This window comes from Streptomyces sp. DSM 41931, from assembly GCF_050271085.1.
GTDB classification, from domain to species: Bacteria; Actinomycetota; Actinomycetes; order Streptomycetales; family Streptomycetaceae; genus Streptomyces; species Streptomyces albogriseolus.
The window spans coordinates 6,132,543-6,154,798 of record NZ_CP189902.1 but is presented as its reverse complement, the minus strand read 5'-3'; the positions used below and the strand labels follow the sequence as shown (position 1 = coordinate 6,154,798).

At 71.7% G+C, this 22,256-nt stretch carries 14 protein-coding genes and 1 tRNA gene; 5 read left to right on the top strand and 10 right to left on the bottom strand.

The features are described from left to right. Positions 1 to 31: 31 nt before the first annotated feature. Complete coding sequence (fusA, locus tag ACP7TJ_RS28160) at positions 32 to 2,080, bottom strand: elongation factor G (RefSeq protein ID WP_427766277.1); 2,049 nt, start codon at positions 2,078 to 2,080, stop codon at positions 32 to 34. 427 nt (positions 2,081 to 2,507) lie between these two features. On the opposite strand from fusA, the gene ACP7TJ_RS28155 reads away from it, so the two are divergent. Then, on the top strand, positions 2,508 to 3,917 hold the full coding sequence (locus ACP7TJ_RS28155) for an MFS transporter (RefSeq protein ID WP_189912386.1): 1,410 nt from the start codon (positions 2,508 to 2,510) through the stop codon (positions 3,915 to 3,917). A 123-nt stretch (positions 3,918 to 4,040) separates the two neighbouring features. On the opposite strand, the gene ACP7TJ_RS28150 is transcribed toward ACP7TJ_RS28155, so the two are convergent. Beyond that, on the bottom strand, positions 4,041 to 4,394 hold the full coding sequence (locus tag ACP7TJ_RS28150; RefSeq protein WP_266402434.1) for a hypothetical protein: 354 nt from the start codon (positions 4,392 to 4,394) through the stop codon (positions 4,041 to 4,043). Between the two features lie 296 nt (positions 4,395 to 4,690). Between ACP7TJ_RS28150 and ACP7TJ_RS28145 the strand changes: the two genes are divergently transcribed. Both ACP7TJ_RS28145 and ACP7TJ_RS28140 read left to right on the top strand, forming a co-directional pair. After that, on the top strand, positions 4,691 to 5,797 hold the full coding sequence (locus ACP7TJ_RS28145; protein WP_373312553.1) for a vWA domain-containing protein: 1,107 nt from the start codon (positions 4,691 to 4,693) through the stop codon (positions 5,795 to 5,797). Between the two features lie 33 nt (positions 5,798 to 5,830). After that, positions 5,831 to 7,201, top strand: a complete 1,371-nt coding sequence (locus ACP7TJ_RS28140) for an SMI1/KNR4 family protein (protein ID WP_427766272.1) — start codon at positions 5,831 to 5,833, stop codon at positions 7,199 to 7,201. A 29-nt stretch (positions 7,202 to 7,230) separates the two neighbouring features. Here ACP7TJ_RS28140 and ACP7TJ_RS28135 read toward each other — a convergent pair whose 3' ends face one another. The 5 genes from ACP7TJ_RS28135 to ACP7TJ_RS28115 form a co-directional block, all read right to left on the bottom strand. Then, positions 7,231 to 7,854 (bottom strand): DUF6461 domain-containing protein, encoded by a 624-nt coding sequence (locus ACP7TJ_RS28135; RefSeq protein WP_387580629.1) that lies wholly within the window; start codon positions 7,852 to 7,854, stop codon positions 7,231 to 7,233. Between the two features lie 109 nt (positions 7,855 to 7,963). Continuing rightward, positions 7,964 to 9,436, bottom strand: a complete 1,473-nt coding sequence (locus ACP7TJ_RS28130; protein WP_427766267.1) for a NucA/NucB deoxyribonuclease domain-containing protein — start codon at positions 9,434 to 9,436, stop codon at positions 7,964 to 7,966. 229 nt (positions 9,437 to 9,665) lie between these two features. Continuing rightward, a complete protein-coding gene (locus ACP7TJ_RS28125) occupies positions 9,666 to 10,703 on the bottom strand; it encodes a hypothetical protein (protein ID WP_427766264.1) in 1,038 nt (345 codons plus the stop codon). 32 nt (positions 10,704 to 10,735) lie between these two features. Beyond that, entirely contained in the window at positions 10,736 to 12,700 is a 1,965-nt protein-coding gene (locus ACP7TJ_RS28120) for a DNA/RNA non-specific endonuclease (RefSeq protein WP_427766261.1), read from the bottom strand. Between the two features lie 75 nt (positions 12,701 to 12,775). Then, positions 12,776 to 16,159, bottom strand: coding sequence for an ALF repeat-containing protein (locus tag ACP7TJ_RS28115; RefSeq protein WP_189912394.1), 3,384 nt, complete (start codon positions 16,157 to 16,159; stop codon positions 12,776 to 12,778). Positions 16,160 to 16,581: 422 nt separating this feature from the next. Here ACP7TJ_RS28115 and ACP7TJ_RS28110 point away from each other — a divergent pair, with 422 nt between their 5' ends. Then, positions 16,582 to 17,106: a hypothetical protein gene (locus ACP7TJ_RS28110; protein WP_189912395.1), complete on the top strand. Its 525-nt coding sequence runs from the start codon at positions 16,582 to 16,584 to the stop codon at positions 17,104 to 17,106. A 78-nt stretch (positions 17,107 to 17,184) separates the two neighbouring features. After that, positions 17,185 to 19,386 carry a trypsin-like serine protease gene (locus ACP7TJ_RS28105; RefSeq protein WP_427766257.1) on the top strand — a complete coding sequence of 734 codons (2,202 nt, stop codon included), beginning with the start codon at positions 17,185 to 17,187 and terminating at the stop codon, positions 19,384 to 19,386. Between the two features lie 167 nt (positions 19,387 to 19,553). Here ACP7TJ_RS28105 and ACP7TJ_RS28100 read toward each other — a convergent pair. From ACP7TJ_RS28100 to sucD, 3 genes are all read right to left on the bottom strand, one after another. Further along, positions 19,554 to 19,638 (bottom strand) — tRNA-Leu (locus tag ACP7TJ_RS28100). Positions 19,639 to 19,764: 126 nt separating this feature from the next. Beyond that, the gene (locus tag ACP7TJ_RS28095; RefSeq protein WP_266402418.1) at positions 19,765 to 21,306 is read right to left on the bottom strand and encodes an aldehyde dehydrogenase family protein; all 1,542 of its coding nucleotides are present in this window, start codon (positions 21,304 to 21,306) and stop codon (positions 19,765 to 19,767) included. Positions 21,307 to 21,358: 52 nt separating this feature from the next. Beyond that, entirely contained in the window at positions 21,359 to 22,243 is an 885-nt protein-coding gene (sucD, locus tag ACP7TJ_RS28090; protein ID WP_093765890.1) for a succinate--CoA ligase subunit alpha, read from the bottom strand. Positions 22,244 to 22,256: the final 13 nt, after the last annotated feature.

The following is a 22,256-nucleotide window of genomic DNA, read 5'->3' as shown; positions in this document are numbered from 1 at the left end:
ACCACCGGGGACCGGCCACCGCGTCACCGCGTCACCGGGCGGGCGCCGTCGCCGGTGCCGGTGCGTAGCCGGTCGGCCGGGTGGTGAAGGTGCCGCGGCCCTGGGTGCGGCTGCGCAACCGGGTCGCGTAGCCGAAGAGTTCGGCCAGCGGCACGGTCGCGGTGACGACCGCCGCGCCCGCCCGGGTGGCCGAGCCGCTCACCCGGCCGCGCCGCGCCGCCAGGTCACCGAGTACGGACCCCACCGCGTCCTGCGGCACGGTGACCGTGACCTCGGCGACCGGCTCAAGGAGCACCATCGCGCACGCCCGCAGGGCGTCCCGCAGTCCGAGCCGGCCCGCGGTGCGGAACGCGGTGTCGGAGGAGTCCTTGACGTGCGTCGAACCGTCGGTGAGCGTCACCCGCAGGCCCGTCACCGGGTGCCCTCCGAGGGGTCCCTCGGCGAGCGCGTCCCGGCAGCCGGCCTCGACGGCGCGGACGTACTCCTGCGGCACCCGGCCGCCGACGACCGCCGAGCGGAACTCGAAGCCCCGCTCGGGGTCGTCCAGCGGCTCCACGTCGAGCACCACGTGCGCGAACTGCCCGGCCCCGCCGTCCTGTTTGACGTGCCGGTACACGAACCCGGACACACCGCGCTCCACGGTCTCCCGGTGGCTGACGCGGGGCCGGCCGACGGCGACGCCCAGCCCGTGGTCGCGCCGGATCCGCTCCACCGCGACCTCCAGGTGCAGTTCGCCCATGCCGGACAGCACCGTCTGCCCGGTCTCGGCGTCGCCGCGCACGACCAGCGAGGGGTCCTCCTCCGCGAGCCGGGCCAGCGCGGACGCCAGCCGCCCGGTGTCCGTGCCGCGCAGCGCCTCGACGGCGACCGAGACGACGGGTTCGGCGGTGCCGGGCGGCTCCAGCGCCAGCGGGGCGTCCGGCGCGCACAGCGTGGCGCCGGCGCGGGCGCCCTTCAGTCCGACCACGGCGACGATGTCGCCCGCGACCGCACGGTCCAGGCGCGCGTGCCGGTCGGCGGTGACGCGCAGGATGCGTCCGACACGCTCGGCGCGGCCAGCACTGGCGTCCCACACGGTGTCCCCCTGTTCGATCGTTCCGGAATAGACGCGCAGGTAGGTGAGGCGCCCGGTGGCGGTCGCGGTCACCTTGAACGCGAGGGCGGCGAGCGGCGCCGCCGGGTCGGCGGGCCGCTCCTGCTCGGCGCCGTCGTGCGTGCCGCGCACCGGCGGTACGTCCAGCGGCGACGGCAGATAGGCGAGGACGGCGTCCAGCAGCGGCTCGATCCCGCGGTTGCGGTAGGCGGAGCCGCACAGCACGACCACGGCCTCGCCGCGTGCGGTCAGGTCCCGCAGGGCCGCCGTGAGCGTCCGGGTGCGGAGCGCGCCCGTGTCGCAGAACTCCTCCAGCGCGGCCGGGTGCAGTTCCGCCACGGCCTCCTCCAGCAGCCGGCGCCGCCGCAGCGCCTCCTCCCGCAGGGCGTCCGGCACGGGTGCCGGATCGCGGGCCTCACCCTCGTCGCTCCAGGTCAGGGCGCGCATGCCGAGCAGGTCGACGACGCCGGTGAAGGCGTCCTCGGCCCCGACCGGGAGCTGCACGGCCAGCGGCGCCGGGTGCAGCCGCTCCCGGACGGAGGCGACGGCGGCGTCGAGGTCGGCGCCCGCCCGGTCCATCTTGTTGACGAACGCGATGCGCGGGACGCCGTGCCGGTCGGCCTGCCGCCACACCGACTCGCTCTGCGGCTCCACCCCGGCGACCGCGTCGAACACGGCGACCGCCCCGTCGAGGACGCGCAGGGAACGCTCGACCTCGTCGGCGAAGTCGACGTGGCCCGGGGTGTCGATCAGGTTGATCCGGTGACCGTCCCAGGAGCAGGTCACGGCGGCGGAGAAGATGGTGATGCCCCGGTCGCGCTCCTGCGGGTCGAAGTCGGTGACGGTGGTGCCGTCGTGCACCTCGCCGCGCTTGTGGGTGGTGCCGGTGGCGTACAGGATCCGCTCGGTGACGGTGGTCTTGCCGGCGTCGACGTGGGCGAGGATGCCGAGGTTGCGGACGACGGCGAGGGTGTCGGTGGTGCGCATGGCCCGTGGCCTTTCGGATGGAACCGGAAAAGGGCAGCGCGATTCCCCCCGGCGCACGGCGCCGAGTACTCCCCGCGGAGGGGTCGGACGTGCGTCAGGGCCTCCGGTGCCGGCCGCGCAGCGGGCACCGGGCGGCCGGAGACACCAGGATCACCACGGACCGGCGGGACCGGGAACGGGGAGCGACGGCGACAGCGATGTGGTCACGCACGGCCGGACTCCCTCCCAGGTCGGTTCTGAACGCGCGCACCGCCGACGGGGGGCGGGGCGCGCCTGTCCGGCGAGTGTAGGGAGCCGGGCGGCCGCGGGGCCACGCATTTACCGCAGCAGGTCACAGGGAAGTTGTCTCATATCTTGGAACACCGTTCCTGATGCGTGAGACCTTCTGAGAATGTGGAGCGATCGTCCCCCGTGGAAAGACCGTGACATGCCCGCACCATCCACCAGCCCGGCCCCGACCCCCGTCAACTCGCGGTCGCGCGTCCTCATCGCCAGCCTCATCGGCACGACGATCGAGTTCTACGACTTCTACATCTACGCGACCGCCGCCGTACTGGTCTTCCCCTCGCTCTTCTTCCCGAGCAGCGACCCCACCACGGCGCTGCTCTCGTCGTTCGCGGTGTTCGGCGCCGCGATGGTCGCCCGGCCGATCGGCGCGGTGGTCTTCGGCCACCTCGGCGACCGCCTCGGCCGCAAGGGAACGCTCGTGGCCTCCCTGCTCACCATGGGCATCGCCACGTTCCTCATCGGCGTGCTGCCCACCTACGCGCAGGCGGGCTGGGTGGCGACCGCGCTGCTGGTGCTGATGCGGCTGGCGCAGGGCTTCGCGCTCGGCGGCGAGTGGAGCGGCGCGGCCCTGGTCGCCACCGAGAACGCGCCGAAGGGCAAACGCGCCCTGTACGGCACGTTCCCGCAGCTGGGCGCCCCGCTGGGCTTCATCATCGGCAACGGCCTGTTCCTCGTCATCGGCGCGCTGCTGCCGTCCGCGGCCGGCGCCGACCCGTCGCAGCCGTCGGACGCCTTCCTGAACTGGGGCTGGCGCATCCCGTTCCTGTTCTCGGCGGTGATGGTCGCGATCGGCCTGTGGGTGCGGATGCGCCTGGTCGAGGCGCCGGTGTTCGCCAAGACGAAGGAGGCGGGCCTGGTGCGGAAGCTTCCGCTGGCGACGGTGTTCCGCAGCCACTGGAAGCAGCTGATCCTCGGCACGTTCTTCATGCTGGCGACGTACGTGCTCTTCTACCTGATGACCACGTTCTCCCTGAGCTACGGCCGCACGGCGGAGGACGCCGCCGTGCCGGGCCTGGGCTACGACTACGCGACGTTCGTGCTGATGATGATCTTCGGAGTGCTGTTCTTCGCGGCGTTCACCCTGATCTCCGGCCCGCTCGCGGACCGCTACGGCCGGCGCGCCACGCTGATCGCGGTCACGGCCGGCATCCTGGTCTTCGGCCTGGTCTGGGTGCCGCTGATCGGCCTGGGCACGGTCGGCGTGGTGCTGTGGCTGGTGTTCGGCTTCACGCTGATGGGCATGACGTTCGGCCCGATGGGCGCGCTGCTGCCGGAGCTGTTCCCGACGAGCGTGCGGTACACGGGCTCCGGCATCTCCTACAACGTCAGCTCGATCCTCGGCGCGGCCGTGGCCCCCTTCATAGCGGTGGCCCTGTGGGAGGCCGGCGACGGCTCGCCCTGGCTGGTCGGCGTCTACCTGTCCTCGATGGCCCTGCTGACGCTGGTGGCGCTGCTGATCGGGCGGGAGACGAAGGACGTGGGTCTCGAGGAGGGCGAGGCCGCGGAGGCGCCGGCCCGCGACAACGCCTCCGTCGGCGTGGCTCCCTGAGCCGTCCACCCACTGAGGCCCTCCGCGTCCTTCATCGGACGCGGAGGGCTTCTGCGTGCCGTTCTCCTGGTGGCGCGTCGGCACCGGCCCGGTCACGACGGACCGGCCGGCCGCCGTCAGCGGTTACCTGACGTGGAAACCGTAGACGTGGTGGGTGCCGGTCCCGGTGAAGGGGGCTGACGTGTAGGGCGGGAGGACTTCGACGTCCCATCCGAAGTCCGTCCTCCAGAAGACGACCACCTCGTGGGCGCCCGAGGAGAAGGAGGTGACCCCGCTCTGTCCGAGCGAGACGTCACCGGGTCCGGTCCAGCACCGGCTGTGCTCCGTGCCGTTCTCCAGATACGTCACCCGCACGGCATCCGTGCCGACGCCGCAGTCGATCTCCTCAGTGGCTAACGCGGGGGCCGCCGGGAGCGCGAGGCTCAACGCGACGGCCGCCATGGCTCCCAGCGCCAGCTTCCTGGTTCGGCTCTTCATGATCGTGGTTCCTTCCGGTCGGAGCTCCGGCGGACCGAAGCTTTAGGTGAACCATCAACCATTAATCGCGTGAGTTCAACGGTGCGTTGGGATGTCCTCACGCGCCCGGGACCGCAGCGTGAAGCGGCCGATGCGCGATACCGCAGTTCAGGCGCGTTGTCAGTGCCCCTCCCTAAGGTGAAGCCATCACTTGGACGGAACGGCGTCCATCCCCGGGGTTCACGCCCCGGAGATGGACACGTCCGCCTGCGGAAACGAGCGTTGGGGAGCTGCCCCGACGGCCGACGGGGAAAGGGATGGACGCGATGAGCGCCACGGTGAAGGACCGGCTGAAGAAGCACTTCGTGAACCACGTCGCTCTCGTCATCGACAAGTCCGGTTCGATGCAGGGCCACTCGGAGCAACTGGTGCGCGTCGTCGACGAGTTCGTGAAGGGACTCGCGGAGGAGTCGGACCGGCTCGGGCACGAGACCCGGATCAGCCTCTACGCCTTCGACCACCTCGTCGAGAACCTGGTGTGGGACATGGACGTGAAGCACCTGCCGTCCATGCGGGGGCTGTACACCGTCGAGAACGGCGCGACGGCACTGATCCAGGCCTCGGTGAAGGCGCTCGACGACCTCGGTCACATATGGGAGGAGTACGGCGAGCACAGCTTCCTCCAAGTCGTCGTCACCGACGGCGAGGAGAACGCCTCCGGCGCCGACAGGACGGGCGCGCGGCACGACCTCATGCCCGACGGGCGTGCCGTCCTGGACGAGTGGCGGAGCAGGATCGCCGACAAGATGAACACCCTGCCCGACCACTGGACGTCGGCCATCATGGTGCCGAACTCCCTGGCCAAGCGGACGGCCCAGCAGTACGGCTTCCCGACGGGCAACATCTCGATCTGGGACGCCGACTCCGACCAGGGTGTCGAGGAGGCGATCGGCGCCGTCAAGACGGCCGCCACCCGGTTCCTGCGCGACCGTGAGCAGGGCGTGCGCGGCACCCGGAACCTCTTCGCGATGGGCCAGGACCTGAGCGCGGCCGACGTGACGTCCAGCCTCCAGGCCCTGGACGCCGGCAAGTACGTGCTGATCCCGGTGGACCAGCGCACGTCGATCCGCGACTTCGTCACCAGCGCCGGGCATCCGTACAGGACCGGCTGCGCCTTCTACGAGCTGTCCAAGCGCGAGAAGGTGCAGGCGAACAAGCAGATCGCCGTGGCCGAGAAGGACCCGGCCACCGGCCGCATGACCGGCAAGGTGTTCACCGGCCCCGCCGCCCGCCAGCTCCTGGGCCTGCCCGCCACGGAGGTCACGGTGGCGCCGGGGAGCAACGACGCCTACACGGTGTTCGTCCAGTCGACGTCGGTCAACCGCAAGCTGGTCCCGGGGACCAGGCTGCTCGTCCTGCTGTAGCCATTACCATCCATCACACCTCGGAGACCTCCCTTGTCCTCGCTCCGTGACATCACCACCTGGCAGCCCCTGCTGCGCCTCTTGCACACCGCGCACGCGGACACGCTCTCCGCGCCCGGCGGGCACGTGGCGGGGCAGATCGGTCCCGGTGGGTGGAGTGTTCCCCTCCCTTACCGGCCCCCGCAGCCGGGGCGTGCCTCACTCGTCTCGGACAACCAGGACGAGTTCGACGCCGTGGGCCTGATCACCGAGGCGCTCGTGAAGGACGGGAGCGACGGTGTCTCCTTCGTCGTGGAGGCCTCCTCCACACCCGGTGGTCTCCGGCTGCACCTGATCGAACCGAGCTCCTCCGTCGAGCCGGGTGTCGCTACCGCGCACCCCGGCACGCTCCTCCTCGCGGACGGGGCGCTGCCCGAGCCGGTGCGCCGCCTGCCCGAGCCGGTGCCGGGCGCGGCGCCGGCCGCGTCCGCGGACGTGGACCTGCTGCGGCGCACTCTGCGTGAACGGCTCCAGGACGCGGTGGGCGCCTCCGAGGAAGAGCTCGCGGCGGCCGAAGCGCGCCTCGGGGTGACGCTGCCGCCCGAGCTGCGAGCCCTGTACCAGGTCGTCCGGGGCCGGTACGAGGACTGGGACGACCTCCGGGACCCGTACGACACCATCGGCTGCGAACTGTTCCCGCTCGGCGAGGTGTACATCGCCGACGCGGCGTCCCGCGAGGTGCTGTGGCAGTTCGGCGCCATGGACGCGGTCGAGACGGGTCCCGAGCACGCCGTGCAGCAGCTCGTCGGCTCGCCGGGCTGGATCGTCTTCGGTGACAACGGCGGCGGCGACCGTATCGCCGTCGACCTCACACCGGGCCCGGACGGGCACCTCGGACAGGTGATCATCATCGGTCACGAGGGGAACATCGGCGCCGGGCTGGTCGCCGACTCCCTCACCGACATGGTCGTCCACGGTCACTTCGACGGCCGGCCGGTCCCGAAGGTCGAACGGCCCCCGCTGGTCGCCTACGTCAACCGCGCCTCCCTGCCCAGCATCGAGGCCGCCGCCCACCCCGGCCTGGAGGTCCTCAGCATCGGAGTGTGGGAGAAGGAACCCCTCAGCCTCGCCCCCGTCTTCGACCTGCCCCGCCTGCGGACCCTGAGCGCGTATCCCGGTACGCTCGCCGACCCGTGCGAGATCTCCCGGCTCACCCACCTCGAGTATCTGGAGCTGCCGCCCGCGGAGTGGCGCGTCCTGCTCGACGCGGGGGCCGTCCCCACGGGGCTCCTCGCAGCCGGCATCGATGCCCACCGGCAGCGGGACAACCCGCTGCACATGATCGCCCTCGCCAACGAGATCCTCACCCTGTACGGCCGGCCGCCGATCACCGGGATCACGGTGTTGGAGTCTGCGGCCTCTTGAGGCCCGACCGGTGAGGGACGGCCTGGGACCTACAGGATCTCGACGGCGCCTGGCGGGACCGGGCCCTCACCTGCGTAGGAGTCGCCGCGCGGTGCGGTCGGGGCGTCGTCCTCCGCGATGGTCAGGGTGGGCCACGGGGCGGCCAGGGTCGCGTCGTCCAGGGTGAGGCCGAGGTGGTCGAGGACGAGAGCGACCACGGGGGCCATTCCGGAGCCCTCACGCCCGGCCAGGGCTTCCTGAACCCTGTCCCACCAGGGACCGTGATGCTCGGACGGGGGTTGTTCCAGGTCGGGCTCGAAGTTCTCCAGGCACTGGCCGTCGCGCCAGTACTGGAAGACGGCAAGACCCTCGGTGGACAGGACGCTGTAGGTCTCGGTGCCGCGGGACAGCGCGGCGAGGAGTTCGGGCCACGAGCCGATGACGCCGTCCTCCTCGACGCAGAACGTCCAGTCGCCGAGCCTTCCGGACCGGAGGAGCGACACCGCTCCGGCGGCGAACTGACCTGTGGGCAGGTCGGACGCGGCGTCCGCGTCGAGCAGACGGGAACGGGCCGGGTCGGCGCCGTAGCGGGCGAACACCTCGGCGGTGTCCAGGCCCCGGGTGAAGGTGACGCACATCTGGTCACCCGCCCAGTCGAACGCGTCCGTTGTCATGTTCTGCCTCCGTCCTGTGTACCGGCGCCGTCTGCCGGATCGTGTCTGCCGGGCCCCCGCGGCACAGCGCGGGGGCCCGGTTCATGGTGCCCGGTTCATGGTGCCCGGTTCAGGAGGTGAACTCGATGCGGAACGGGTCGTCCGTCACCAGGCGCTGGTACTTGCGCAGGGAGCCGAGGACGCCGCCGGCGGAGCTGTTGGCGCGCTGGGTGATGTGCAGCCGCAGACAAGTCTCCGTGCCGGTGGTCGGGCGGTTGGGCCAGGTCGCGGGTGCTGACCACACGTTGTTCACGACCTGAGGGGTCAGTTCGGCGCAGAGGCTGCCGTCCTGGCCGCCCTCCTTGGTGCTGGCGGGCGGGAACTCGTCGCAGCTGTCCGCGCCGCGGGTGGTCGGGTACAGGTTGGTGAACGGGGTGCAGGTCGCGTTGCGGTTGGCTGTCGCCTGGGTCAGGTCGACGGCGTGCAGGATGTCGGTACCGCGGCGCCGCATGATCTCCTCGTAGATCGGGACGACGATCCCGTACTTCTCGTGCGAGCGCGAATAGCTGAGTACGGGCAGGTCGTTCGTGGGGATGACGCAGCCGCGCAGCCGGGGCTGCTCGGCGTCACAGCGGATCTCCCCGCCCGCGGGGCTGGACCAGGTGGCACTGGAGTCGACCGGATTGGCGCCCGGCATCGTCACGTACATCGCGTAGTTGGTCCGGAAGGAGACGCGGGTCTTGCCTGTGGCGAAGGGGTCGCCGCGGTACTTGGTCTTTCCGGTGACCTCATCGTTGTACGACAAGGTGGTGGCGTACCAGGGCTGCTTGGTCACCGTCGTGCAACCGGTGCCGCAGCCGACCTGCATGCGCAGGGTGAGGCTCTGCACGTCGCCGGTGACGCGGATCACCTTGGCGGTGATCGTTTCGGTGACGTCGAGGGATTTGTAGGAGGTGCTGAGGGTGGAGTTGACGGATATCAGGCCACTCCCGATCTCCGCGCCCCTCGAGTCGAGGAGCTTGTACGTGACCTCGGCGCCGTTCAGGCACATGCCGCCGGTGCGGCTCCACGTCCAGGTGCCGGGGTTGGTGACCTGGCAGGTGGCGGCCGGAGGTTCGGGGTCGTCGGCGTCGGGTTCGAACTCGGTGCCGAGGCCGTCGCCGGCCGGGTCGTCGGCCTCGTCCGCGTCCGCGGCCAGGCTCCGGGTGCCTGCGGCGCCTCCCTCGGTGTGCGTGGTCGTGGAACGCGCGGGGGTGGTGGTGTCCGGCGTGGCCGAAGCGGATGTCGCCTGGGTGCGGGGCAGGGTGCCCGCCTTGGCGGGGCTGCTCTCCACGCTCACGCACGCCGTGACCGCCTCGGGCGCCTCCGGGTGCGTACCGGCGGGAACGCGGGTGCAGGACCTCCCTGCGGTGAAGGCTGTGGTCTGCAGGGTCGCCGCGGGGGCCGCGGGATCGACCGGAGCGGGGCCGGTGGCGGGGCTCGCGGAGCTGAGCGCGTCGCGGTCCGGGGCTTCGCCGGCGTTCGTCGTGCCGACGGCCGTGAGGCTCAGCGTGAGGGAGAGCGCGAGGACGGGCAGTAACCGTCTGGTACGTCGTGAGGGCATGTCTTCTCTCTGGTGTCGGTGGATTCCGGGCAGAGGCAGCGGCCTCCGCCGGCTCATGGAGGAACCTGTACCGTTCGCCGCTCCGCCGCCGGGGCGAACGCGGGTCACCGCGAGGGGAGTTCCTGGCGGACGACTAGCGCAGGTCCCGGTGCGGCCCCGACCGCATGGCGTCGGCAGCCGATGCGGGCCTGCTCGAAGCGGGGACGCCGAGGACGCCGAGGACGCTTGCTTACTGGACCAGCTCGATGTGGGGGTGGGACGGGTCGGCCGGGCAGACGTGGAGCTGGAGGTTGTAGCCGCCGACGATGTCGATCAAGGTGTACCGGCCGTCCCGGGCGCCCAGGGGAGGCGGGGACGTGTCCGTCGGGTCCTCCTCGGCGATCCAGGTACCGCTGCCGCCGTCCCATTCCGAGGAGGCGAGGGTGAGCAGCGGGACCTGCTCGGTTCCGCATGCGGGGCAGGGGCGGGGCTTGGGATCGGTGAGGCTCCAGCGGGTCCAGCCGCCGGTCTTCCAGCCGGGGGCGGTGGAGAGGTTGTTCAGGTACAGCTCGCCCGGGTCGTCCGCGTACGTGGTGTACAGCTCGGGGTCGATCGACTCCCAACGGCTCTCGTCCTCCAGTTGGTCCTGCAGTTCCTCGTCCAGCTCCGAGGGGTGGGGGTACTCGGTTACCTGTTCCGGTGAGAACAGGCACGGCTCCGGGAGGTAGCAGTCCCGTTGGACGACGGGCGGCTCGGGCGGTGCGTCGAGAACGTGGGTGACGGTGGCGGAGGAGCGCCAGAAGAGGGCCGTCCGGGGGTGGGCCGTCTCGTGGTCGAAGGGGCACCAGAGCACCTGGAGGATGTCCGCTTCAGGCGGGCGCGGGAAGGGGACGTCGCGGGCGTAGAGCTGGGCGACGGGGAGAAGAGGGATCGGACCGTCGAACCATGGGCGGTTCGCGAGCCGCTCCCAGGTGGCCCGTTCCTCGGGAGTCCACTGGGGTGCCTCGGGGTCCAGGCGCCGCCGCTCGGCCGCCGCGGCGCGGTCGCGACGGAGGAGCCGGACGTCGTCCGGTGTGTGGACCACCGGCTCCGCGCGGCTGTCGTGCGGCTCGTCGCAGTACGGCCACGGCTCGTCGGCGGGCCACAGCAGCGGCCCGCCGACGGAACTGTCGCGCAGGGTCGGCGATCCCGGCCTCGGGTGCAGCCGGGTCGCCGTGCGCGCCAGCGGGGCCAGCTGGGGGAAGAGCGCGGTGATGTCGAACGGCCGCGGTGGGGTGGTGAAGCTCATGCCGGCTCCCGTTGGCAGGAACTGAGTGGGGGTCAGTTACCGAGGTTGTACAACCCGGTGTTCGCATAGGTGTTGGTGACGTAGACGCTGGGGAACAGTTCCTCGGTCGGCCCGTTCGCCCGCTGGATGGTAGCGCTCATCGTGACGCCCACCGGGATGGTGCTGTTGGCGTCCTTGTAGACGGGAGTCACCTGGTAGAAGATCGCGTCGCTCGTTCCGAGAACCCGACGGGGATCGTTGCCCTTGACCAGGTCCTCCGCCATCTTTTCGTAGGTCCGCATGCTGGGCGAGCCCGTGTTCATCCCGACCTGCCAGCAAGGGACGAGGTTGAACCGGGTGCGCTTGCTCGTACCCTTCCCGCCGAGGACCTTCGGGACGAGATGACACCGGGCCTGGTCGTAGGGGAGATTGTTCGCCTTCGCATACTCCACCGCGTCCTTCATACCGGTGACGGGGTTGCTGGTATCGGTCCCCTCCTTGATGTTGAGCCCGATGCATGCCAGCGCCCGGGTCGTCCTGAATCCGCTGCCGCCCGCCGGGTCACTCTTGTTGACAAGGGGAACCGGCTCTTTGGCCAGGGAGAACCAGCCGTCGCCGTTGGGCAGCGAGTCGCCCGGCGTCGGGTCGTTCAGGCAGTCGGCATGCGGGCCGGTGTCCGGCAACGAGAACGTCAGCTCGAACTGGTCGGCGTCAATCACCCGCTGGTCCTTGAAACCGTCCGCGAGCTGGGCGTCGGCGAACTGCTTCTCAGCGGGCGTGACATGGGCCTGCACGCACGGTGAGGCCGGGTCCAGGACGTGGGCGTCGTTCAGGACGTAGGTGTCCCATTCGCCGTTGCCGAGGTTGGGGATCACCTGGACGCACTTGTCGCCCGGGGCACCGCCCTCCTTCGCCTCCCCGAAGGGGAAGTCGGCGCAGGAGTCGGCGTCGACGAGTTCCGGCTCGGCCGTGAAGCCGCCGCAGGTGGCGGCGGTCCGGTTGGCCACGCCGCTCGTCGACCGGGTCAGCGGGCTGCCCTTCTTCCCCCAGGCTCCGCTGAGGTTCTTCTGGGCCCACGCGTAGGAGGCGACGGCGCCGCCCGCGTCCGAAGCCGTCGCCTTCATCGACAGCTCGGGCAGGACCGACGGGACCGCGCAGCCCGCCACCGAGCTGCCCCCGACCGCGTGGTCGCAGCGGATGGTGCGCGGGTTGTCCCACGAGGCGTTCGGGTCCACGGGGGTGGTGTCCGCGTTCGGGGACTTCACGTACATCTTGTATCCGGTGGTGAACGACAGGGCGGTACCCGCCGCCGGGGACGAGCTGTACTTGACGGCTCCGCTCAGGGTCCCGCCGACGACGATGTCGCTCTTGTACCAGGGGGCTGTCGTGGTGGCCCTGCAGCCGGTCGTGCAGGAGGCGCGGAACTTGGCGTCGAGGGCCGGCACCGCGGGGCTGCCGCTGATCATGGTGACGTCGACCTGCTCGCTCCAGGTCGTGGCCTGCGCGGACAGGGTGGCGCTGGTGGAGACCTGCAGGACGCCACGGCCGAGTTCGATGCCGTTGGTGTCGCGGAGGATGTAGGTGACGTGGATGCCGGTCACGCAGTACGAGAAGCGCCCGTAGCTGTAGGTGCCGGGGCTGGTGATCTCGCAGGTGCCGGTGGGGGCGTCCGCGGCGGTGGAGGCGAGACCGGTGCGGGTGTTCGTCTTCGCGGGGGCGGTGACGGGGGCGGGGGTGACCGTCACACAGGACTCGACGGCACCGGCGCGGCGCTCCTTGGAGCCCGGCGCGGTGGCGGTGCACTCCTCACCGGAGTCGGCCGCGAACGCGCTGGTCCTGTTGCTCTTCGCGCCGGGCGCCGGGGACTCGGCGGCGGGAGCGGCCTTCGCCGTCGCGGGCGGCTCGGCCGCCTGGCTCGTCGCAGCCGTGGGGAGGACGAGGGTCAGGGCGGTGAGGACGGTCAGGACCGTCGAGCGGGCACGTCTTCTTGTGGCGTGCCCACGGCGTATGCCATGCATGGGAGCAGGACTTTCCGTGAAGGGGAGGAAGGGGGCGCCGCCTGGTCGCGGCGCCCCCTGGAGAGCGAAGAGAGATCAGGCCGCCAGGTCGTAGAGCTTGCTGAGCCCCTTGGTGATGGGCGACACCAGGTCTTCGCCGACCTCCGTGATCTTGCCCACGACGGGCTTGACGAGAGCGCCACCGAGCGCCTTGTCGGCCGCGCCCACCCACTTGTAGGCGCCGAACGTGACCAGGCTCAGGCCGGTGCCGACGGCGGACTCCCAGAAGGCGCCGCTGGTGAAGCCGTGCTCGATGCCGGTGAAGAGGGTGCCGAGGGCGCCCGCGCCCGCGGAGACTCCGGCGAAGAAGCCGGCCGCGGCGAGGGCCGGCGGGAACACGATGGCGGCGAGGCCGCAGCCCGCGGCGAGGAACCCGGCGCCGATGCTGACCACGTTGGCGGCGTCCGCGTAGAACTGGGCGTCGTTCCACCACTCGTCGGAGTCGCCGTCCCCGGTGCCGTGCGGGTTGACCTGGTCGTTCTTGTTGTTGTCGGCCGGGTTCTCCTTGTTCGCCCGCTGCTCCTCGGCCTTGCGGGCGAGTTCCTTGGCCTTGGCGATCTCCTCGGCCCGCTTCTTGTCGGCGGCGATCTTCTTGGCCTGGGCGTACGCGGTGGCGGCGGCCTTCGCGTCGGCGGAGGCGGCGAGTTCGGCGGCTCGGGCCGCGGCGGCGGAGCGCTGGGCCGCGGCGGAGGAGGCGATGGCGGAACGGGCCGAGTCCACGGCCTTGTTGGCCGAGTAGTTGGCCGACCGGGCGGCGCTGCGGGCCGTGGCGGCGGCGGCCTTGGCGGTGTTGGCGGAGGCCTGGGCGGCGGCGGCCGACTTGTCGGCAGCCGCGGCGTGGTCCCGGGCCTGCTGGGCGTAGTCCTCGGCCTTGGCCGCGGAGTCGAGTGCCTTCTGCGCCCACTGCTGGGCCTCGGCGGCGGCCTTTCGTGCGTCGGCGGCGGCCTTCGAGGCGAGGGCCGCGTTCTCCTGGGCCTTCTCCGCGATCTTCGCGGCGGCGGAGATGGCCCCGCGGATCGCGGCCACGTGGGTGGCGGTGTCGTGGTCGAGCTGGGCCGTGCGGTACTGGATGACGGTGATGAAGTTGCGCAGCATCCACGCCGGTCCCTCGAGCGCGACCTCCGCGTACGCCTTGGTGTAGGGGCCAGCGGTGGTGATGAGCTGGTTGGCCCGGACCTTGTCGTCCTGCTTCTGCGCCCGCGGGTAGGCCTCGTCGAAGAAGTAGTTGAGCGACTCGGTGGTGTTCTCGTCCAGCGCCTTGTTGGCGGCCTCGGTGACGGCCCTGCCCGCGCCCTCGGCGAGGATCTTGTTGATGGCGACGCGCAGATCCTCGTTGGATGCCCGCTTCATGCCGATGGTGAGGAAGTCGCCGACGGCCTTGGACTCGTTACTCTCAAGCGCGGCAGCGGCGGCGGCGGCGACCTTCGGGCCGGCGATCGCCGCCACGTGGAGGGTGGTCTCGCGGTCGTCCTGCTCCTGGGCGAGGGCCCGGTCGAGGTCGATCCAGGCGTAGACGTCGTCGTCGGAACCGGCGAGGGCGTGCTGGGCGGCCTGCCGGGTGTGGGACCCGCGGGAGTCGATCAGGGCGACCGCGGCCTTGCGGCCCAGAGTGGCGGCCAACGCCATGTCGCCCGAGTACAGGGCCTGTTCGGCGTTCGCGATGGTGTCCAGGGTGTCCTGGGCGGTGCGCTCGGCCATGAGCCGCTTGTCGCGGACGTCGGACAGCTCGGTCACCTCGATGGCGGCGAGCTGCTGGGCCTCCTCGATGGCCTGCTGCTTGTCCTGCTCCAGCGTCTGCGCCTCGGCGGCGCGGGCGTTCTTCTCCACCTCGATGGCGTCGGCGACCGCCTGGGAGGCGATGTTGGCGGCCTTCACGGCCGCGTCGGCGTGAGCGGTCGACTTGTTGGCGTAGTCGATGGCCTTGCCCGCGTTGAGGACGGCCTCCTCGGCGGCGGCGGCGGCCTTGTCCGCGTGCGCCGCGGCGGAGTTCGCTGCGTCCCGCGCGGTGCGGGCCGCCTTGGCCGCGGCGCTCGCCAACGCCTGGGCGGACGAGGCGGCGTTGGTGGCACGGTTGGCGGCGCTGTTGGCGATGGCGGCCTGGCGCTTGGCCTCGTCGGCCTCCGCCTTGGCGACTCCGGCCGACACCGCGGCCTGGGCGGCGGCCGCGGCGGCCGCGGCCGAGTTGCGGGCGGCGGACGCGGCGGAGGCGCCGGCCGAGCTGGCCGCCTCGCCGGCGATGGCGGCCTTGTCGGCCGCGGCGGCGGCGGTGCGGGCCTTGGCGGCGGCGTTCTTGGCGGCGACCGCCGCGATCCTGGCGTCCTCCGTCTTCTTCGCGTCCTTGGACGCGGCTATCGCGGCGTTGTAGGCGGCGGTCGCGGCGCTGCCCGCCTTCGAGGCCGCCTGCGCGGCACCCGCGGCCGCCCAGGAAGCACGGCGGGACGCCTGCACCGCCGCGTTGGAGGCGTTGATGGCGTTGCGGGCGGCGTCCGCCGCGCCCTTCGCCGCGCTCGCCGCCTTGCGGGCCGCCGCCCCTGCCCTCTGCACGTCGTTCTGGGCGGCGGAGGCCTCGGCGGCGGCCTTCTCGGCGGCCTCCTTGGCCTTGGCGGCGGCGGTCTCGGCGCGGGCCCCTGCCTCCACCGCCAGATTGGTCTCCTTCTCGGCGCGCTTGCCCTCACGCTCGACGACGGCGACCAGTTCCTCGATGGTCGCCGCCTCCTGGTCACGGGCACGGGCGATGTGCTGACCGGTCTCGATGAACCACTCGATGTCGGCCGCGGTACCGCTCAGCGCGCGGTCCGCGTACTTCTGCACCTCCGGACCACCGGTCACCAGCATGGTGCTGACCTGTACCCGGGTGTCCTCCAGCCGCGCGTCGTACTGCTTGTCGGTGAGGAAGGTGACGAGCGCCGCTTCGGTGCCGGCGTCCAGGGCGGCACTGGCCTCCCGATTCACGCCCCTGCCGCCGGTGGACGCGACGATGTTGGTGGCGACCTTGAAGTCCTCCCGCATGGCGGGCCGGAAACCGTTGGTCAGGAACGCGGCGATCGCTTCGTCGCCGGCCTCCAGGGCGGCGACGGCCTCACGGCGCAGGCCCTTGCCCGCGCGGTCCAGGCTGCTGATGATCGCGACCCGGTTGTCCTGCACGGTCTGCTTCGGCAGCGTCTCGGCGAGGAAGGTCGAGATGTCGGTGTCCGAGCCGTAGAGGGCTGTGGCCGCTGCGGCCTTGACCCCCCTGCCACCGGTCAGCCACGCGCGGACGACCTTGGCCCGGTCGGTGTCCGGCAGCGGCACCGGCTCGGGCGCGGCGCCCTCGGCGGCCGCGGCGGTGGCCGGCCGCAGGACCGAGGGGGTGGCGGCGACGGCGGTCGCGGCCGCGAGCGCGCCGAGCACGCGGCGTCTGCTCCAGAACATTGTCTGCATGGGGAATTCCTCGCGAAAGCTGGATGAGGCGCGCAGCGATCCTGCGAGCCGGGCTGGCCACGGAATACGGCGGATAGTTGTCACTGGATTCCGCCGACCTTAGCAACTCGCCGAATCTTAGGCCGAGTTATTTTCCGTCCGTTGAACTCGACCGCAATGCGAAGATTTATTCACCACTGTCCGGACAATTCAGCCCAATCACAGTGCGTCGCTCACAGAATCTTCACAAATGAGGTGCTGGATCATCCCCTCACTTCGTGTTGACTTGACGAGGTTCACGGAGCTGACCATCCGTCAACCCACCCACGCCCGGCGGCGGATGAGCCATTTCAAGACAGAGACGCACCCCTTTGAATGCGGGGTCTGTTTCCCATGCCTGTGATGCGTTTCAAACTGAGGAAGCGATGAGGAGAAACAGCACAATGACCCTGCGGAAGCGCAGAAATCGGCTTGCGGCGAGGATTCTCGGCGCTGCGGCGGCCGGCACTCTCGCGATCCTCGCGGTAACCACCGGTCTCCCTGAGTCGTCCGCCCAGGGGGCGTCCCCGGAACTTGTCGTGGACGACGCTCCCGGCTATGCCGTTGAGGATTTCAACTACCCGTTTGCCGATGAGATTCTGGCTGAAAAGAACATTGTCCTGAAGCGCGGCGACGGCCACATCACCCTGGCCGACTGCGCGGTCGGCACCGGTCAGATCGAGATCTCGACCCGGATCAGCGAAGACAACATCTGCTTCGACACCGTCGGCGACGAGGGCTGGCTGACCCTGGAGGTCCCCGCCGTCTACTCCATCAAGGGCAACGACTACGCCACCACCGTCGACATGACCGTCGGCACCGAGGAGAAGACCGTCGAGGTCCGCAAGAACGCCTGGACCCCGGTGGGCGAGTCCGCGGACCCGCAGGGCCGCGACCACATGCTCGTGGAGATCCGGACGGTCAGGTAGCCGAGTCCGGGGCGCCCACCGCCCGGATCCGCTCCCCCGACCATGTTGCTCAGCCTTGTGATTGAGGTAACCACTCCCATGCATCCCAGCAGACTCTCCCGCGTCGCCGCGCTCGGCGCCGTCCTGGCCACCGGGTCGCTCGCGTTGTCCGCGGTGCCCGCGGCCGCCGTCACCGGCGGCACCCCGGTCGCCGACGCGGACACCACCTACGCCTACACCGCCCAGCTCATCGTCGGCCCGCACGACCGCGGCTGTTCCGCGGTCCTCGTGGACGCCGAATGGCTGCTCACGGCCGCCAGTTGCTTCGCCGCCGACCCGGCCGTCTCGCTCGCGGTCACTCCCGGCGCCCCGGCGAAGGCGATCACCGCCGTCGTCGGACGCAGCAACCTCTCCAACTCCCAGGGCGCCGAACGCCGTGTCGTCGAGCTCGTGCCGCGCACGGACCGTGACGTGGTCCTGGCCCGGCTGAACCGGCCGGTCACCGACGTGGCGCCCGCCGCCCTCGCGACCACCGCGCCCACGGCCGGCCAGGAAGTGAAGTTCGCCGGGTACGGCCGTACCGCCGACGAGTGGGCCCCGCTCCGTCTGCACACGGGGACGTACAGCGTCGACTCGGTCGCCGCCACCTCCGCGAACGTGACCGGCGTGAACGGCGCGGCCGCCTGCATGGGCGACGCCGGAGGCCCGGTCGTCGTCGCGGGCACGCTGGTGGGCCTCAGCAGCCAGTCGCACCAGGGCGGTTGCTACGGCACGGACGCCGCGCAGACCGGCACCGGTGGCGTGATCTCCCGGGTGGACGACCTGGCCTCCTGGGTGAGCTCCAAGGTCCGCGCCCCCCGCATCACCGACTTCAACGGCGACGGGATCGAGGACATCGCCATCGCCGACCCGGCGGCGACGGTCGGGGGCAAGACCAATGCGGGTCTCGTGCGGATCGTGTACGGCGGCGGCAAGGGTACCGCCGAGATCAACCAGGACCTCGACTGGGTGGCCGGCGCGGCCGAGCAGGGTGACTGGTTCGGTGACGCGTTGGACACCGTCGACTACAACGAGGACGGCTACACCGACCTCGTCGTCGGCAGCACCCTGGAGGACGTCGGCAGCGTCGCCGACGCGGGTTTCGTCGACGTGCTCTACGGCGCCGCCGGCGGCCTGGGCGCCGGGCCCCTGAAGAACACCCACCTCGAACAGGGCGCGGGCACCGGTGCGATCAAGGCCTCGGCCCCCGGGGCCGGTGAACGGATGGGCGACGCCGTCGCCGCGGGCACCACCGCCGCGGGCGAGCCCTATCTGGTGATCGGTGTGCCCGGTGAGACCGTGAACGGGAAGGCCAAGAGCGGTATGGCCTTCTACCTGCGCGGCGGCACCAATGTCGCCGTCCACCAGGACACGACCGACGTGCCCGGTGCCGTCGAGGCCAACGACGGCTTCGGCGCGGCCGTGGCGGCCGACGCCAACCACATCGCCGTCGGCGCACCGAACGAGAACATCGGCGGTGACGACGGGGCCGGCAACCTGGCCGTCTTCTCCCACACCCTCCACGCCGAAGGCCACCCCAAGCCGCTGTTCGGCCTCGACCAGGACCTCGACAGCGTCTCCGGGGGTGCCGAAGCCGGCGACGAGTTCGGCTACGCGCTGACCCTGACCGACTACCGGCCTTCCGGGGCCGCGACGGCCAACGAGTCGATTCTCGCGATCGGTTCGCCCGGTGAGGCCATGGCCATCGGAACCTCCGCCAACGCGGCTGCCGGCCGTGTGGTCGTCGGCCGCGTCACCGCCGCCGGCGCCTGGCAGGAGACCCGCCAGCTGTGGCAGGGCCCCGCCGACGACGACGTCTCCGGCACCGCCGAGGCCGGCGACCGGATGGGCGAGAGCCTGACCGCCGTGAACACCGACCCGCGCGCCGTCTCCACCGCGGCCACCATGCGCCTCGCCGTCGGCGTCCCCGGTGAGGCCCTCGGCACCACCGACAACGCGGGAGCCGTCCACACGTTCTCCCTGGTCGCCGCGGCCGGCGCCAACGACAGGTGGATCGAGGCCGGTGACGGCGACGGCATCCCCGGCCCTCCCGGCGCCAACCAGTACCTGGGCCGCAACATCCACTACACGGGCACCCACCTGTACGTGGGCATGCCGTACGGGCCCGGCCTCGGCGCTCTGTACGCCCTGCCCATGTCCAACACCGTCGTCGGCGGCGCCGTCGCCCCGGTGACCGCCTACAAGCCCGGCACGGGCGGTCTGCCCAACGTCGGCACGCGATTCGGCGCGCAGGCACGGTAGGCGTCGTACGGGAACAGATCGTCCCGGAACAGGGCGGAGCCCCGAGGATCCCGTCGGTCCTCGGGGCTCCGCCCTGTTCTGTCCGGTGTCCGGCCCCGCGGGCGCGGCGCTCCCGGGAACGCCTCGAGGGCCCCGACCGTCCGGTCGAGGCCCTCGAAGGGAGCAAGTGTCCGAGGGGGGACTTGAACCCCCACGCCCGATAAAGGGCACTAGCACCTCAAGCTAGCGCGTCTGCCATTCCGCCACCCGGACAAGGTGTCTGTCGCGTGCGGGGTGATCCCCCGTGGCGACATGGACAACCATACCAAGGTTTCGGAGTGCCTTTCACCTGCGTTTCCGTCGTCCCGGGGAGGTACCGCACACGGCCCGGGCACCCGGTCAGGGCGTCAGCCGGTGGTCCGGGAAGTTCCCCGGCAGCCTCTCCCCCGCCGGGCCCCGGGTGACCGCGCGGACGAGGAGCTCGCCGCCGACGAAGGCGCCGCGCCAGGACGCGCCGAAGCCGCCGAACAGCTCGTCCCGGTCGCCGCGGGAGCGCGGCACCCCGTGGCCGGTCTTGAAGGCGCGGATGTGCGGGGCGAGCCGGTCGAAGGTGGCGCGTTCGTCCGTGGAGAGGGTGGCCACCAGGGCGCCGTTGGACGCGTTCATGGCGGCCAGCAGCTCCGCCTCCGTGTCGACCAGGACGATCGTGTCGACCGGGCCGAACGGTTCCGCGTGGTGCAGCGGGGACGAGCGGGGCGGATGGAGCAGCGTGACCGGCTGGACGTACGCCGATGTGTCCTGGCCGGGCAGGAAGCGGGCGTCGGCCGGTGCGCCGCGGTGCAGCGGGACGGCGCCGCGGTCGATGGCCTCGGTGACCTGGTCGTCCAGTTCCTTCGCCTTGGCCGCGTTGATCACGGGGCCGAAGTCGAGCGCCGGGTAGGGGTCGTCCGGGTGCTCGACGGCGAGGGGGTGGCCGGTCCGCAGGGTGCGGACCGCGGGGAGGTAGGCGGCGAGGAACGCGTCGAAGAGGCCGCGCTGGACGACGAAACGCGGGTAGGCCGTGCAGCGCTGCTTGCCGTAGTCGAAGAGTTTCGGGATCGTCGCGCCCAGGGTGTCCCAGTCGGAGAAGTTCCAGACGCCCCAGGTGTTCAGCCCCTCCTGTTCGAGGATGTGGCGTTTGCCCAGGTCGGCGACTGCGGTGGCGACCGCGGCGCCGGTGTCGCGGCCGCCGACGAAGGAGACGCAGCCGATCTCCGGCGCCCGCACCAGCGCCTCGGACAGCTCGCCCCCGCTGCCGCTGACCAGGGTCACCGGGATGCCCTCGCGGGCGGCGAGCGCCGTGGCCAGGGTGAGGCAGGCGACGCCGCCGTCGGTCGGGGTCTTGGCGACGACCGCGTTGCCGGCCAGCGCCTGCACCAGCAGGGCGTGGACCAGCACGCTCATCGGGTAGTTCCAGCTGGCGATGTTGGAGACGGGCCCGTCGAGCGGGGCGCGGCCCTCCAGCATGGTGTCGATGCCGTCGGCGTACCAGCGCACGCCGTCGACGGCCCGGTCGACGTCGGCGCGGGCGAGCCGCCAGGGCTTGCCGATCTCCCAGACGAGCAGGAGGGCGAGCAGATCGCGGTGCTCGGCCAGGGCGTCGAGGGTGGCGGCCACGCGGGCCCGGCGTTCCGGGAGCGGGACGTGGCGCCAGGCGCGGTGCTGGTCCAGGGCCGCGCGTACGGCGTGCCGGGCGGTGGCCCGGTCCAGGCGGGGCGGGCCCGCGACGGGGGTGCCGTCGACGGGGCTCACGGCAGGCAGGGCACGGCCGTCGGCCTGCCAGGCGGTGTTCCAGAGGTTGAGGACGCGGTCGTCGCGGAAGGCCTCCGGGGCGGCGGTCAGGCAGCGCTGCCAGGCGTCGGCCCAGGCGGTGCCGGACTTGAGGGTGAGGGTGGGTGGCATACGGTTCGCTCCGCTCTCGGTGCACGGTCGAGAGGACAGGGGGGCGCGGCGGTCAGGCGCCGGCGTCCAGGGCGGCCAGCACCTGCCGGGCCGTCTCCGTGGGGGTGCGCCCGACCCGCACGCCGGCCGCCTCCAGGGCCTGCTGCTTGGCCCGGGCCGTGCCGGAGGAGCCGGAGACGATGGCGCCGGCGTGGCCCATGGTGCGTCCCTCGGGTGCGGTGAAGCCGGCGATGTAGCCGACGACGGGCTTGGTGACGTGGTCGCGGATGTAGGCGGCGGCGCGTTCCTCCGCGTCGCCGCCGATCTCGCCGATGAGGACGATCAGGTCGGTGTCGGGGTCGTCCTGGAAGGCGGCGAGGCAGTCGATGTGGGTGGTGCCGACGACGGGGTCGCCGCCGATGCCGACGCAGGTGGAGAAGCCGATGTCGCGCAGCTCGTACATCAGCTGGTAGGTGAGGGTGCCGGACTTGGAGACCAGGCCGATGCGGCCGGGCTTGGTGATGTCGGCGGGGATGATGCCCGCGACCGACTGGCCGGGGCTGATCAGGCCGGGGCAGTTGGGGCCGATGACGCGGGTGCCGCGCCGGCGGGCGTGGGCGAGGAAGGCGACGGAGTCGTGGACGGGGACGCCCTCGGTGATGACCACGGCGAGGCCGATGCCGGCGTCGGCGGCCTCGGTCACCGCGGCCTTGGTGAAGGCCGGCGGCACGAAGACCACGGTGACGTCGGCGCCCGTCGCGTCGACGCCCTCGGCGACGGAGCCGAAGACGGGGACCGGCCGGTCGTCGAAGTCCACGGTGCGGCCCGCCTTGCGCGGGTTGACGCCGCCGACGACGTCCGTGCCGGCGGCGAGCATCCGCCGGGTGTGCTTCATGCCCTCGCCGCCGGTCATGCCCTGGACGAGGATCTTGCTCTCCTTGGTGAGGTGGATCGCCATGCCGTCCGGTCTC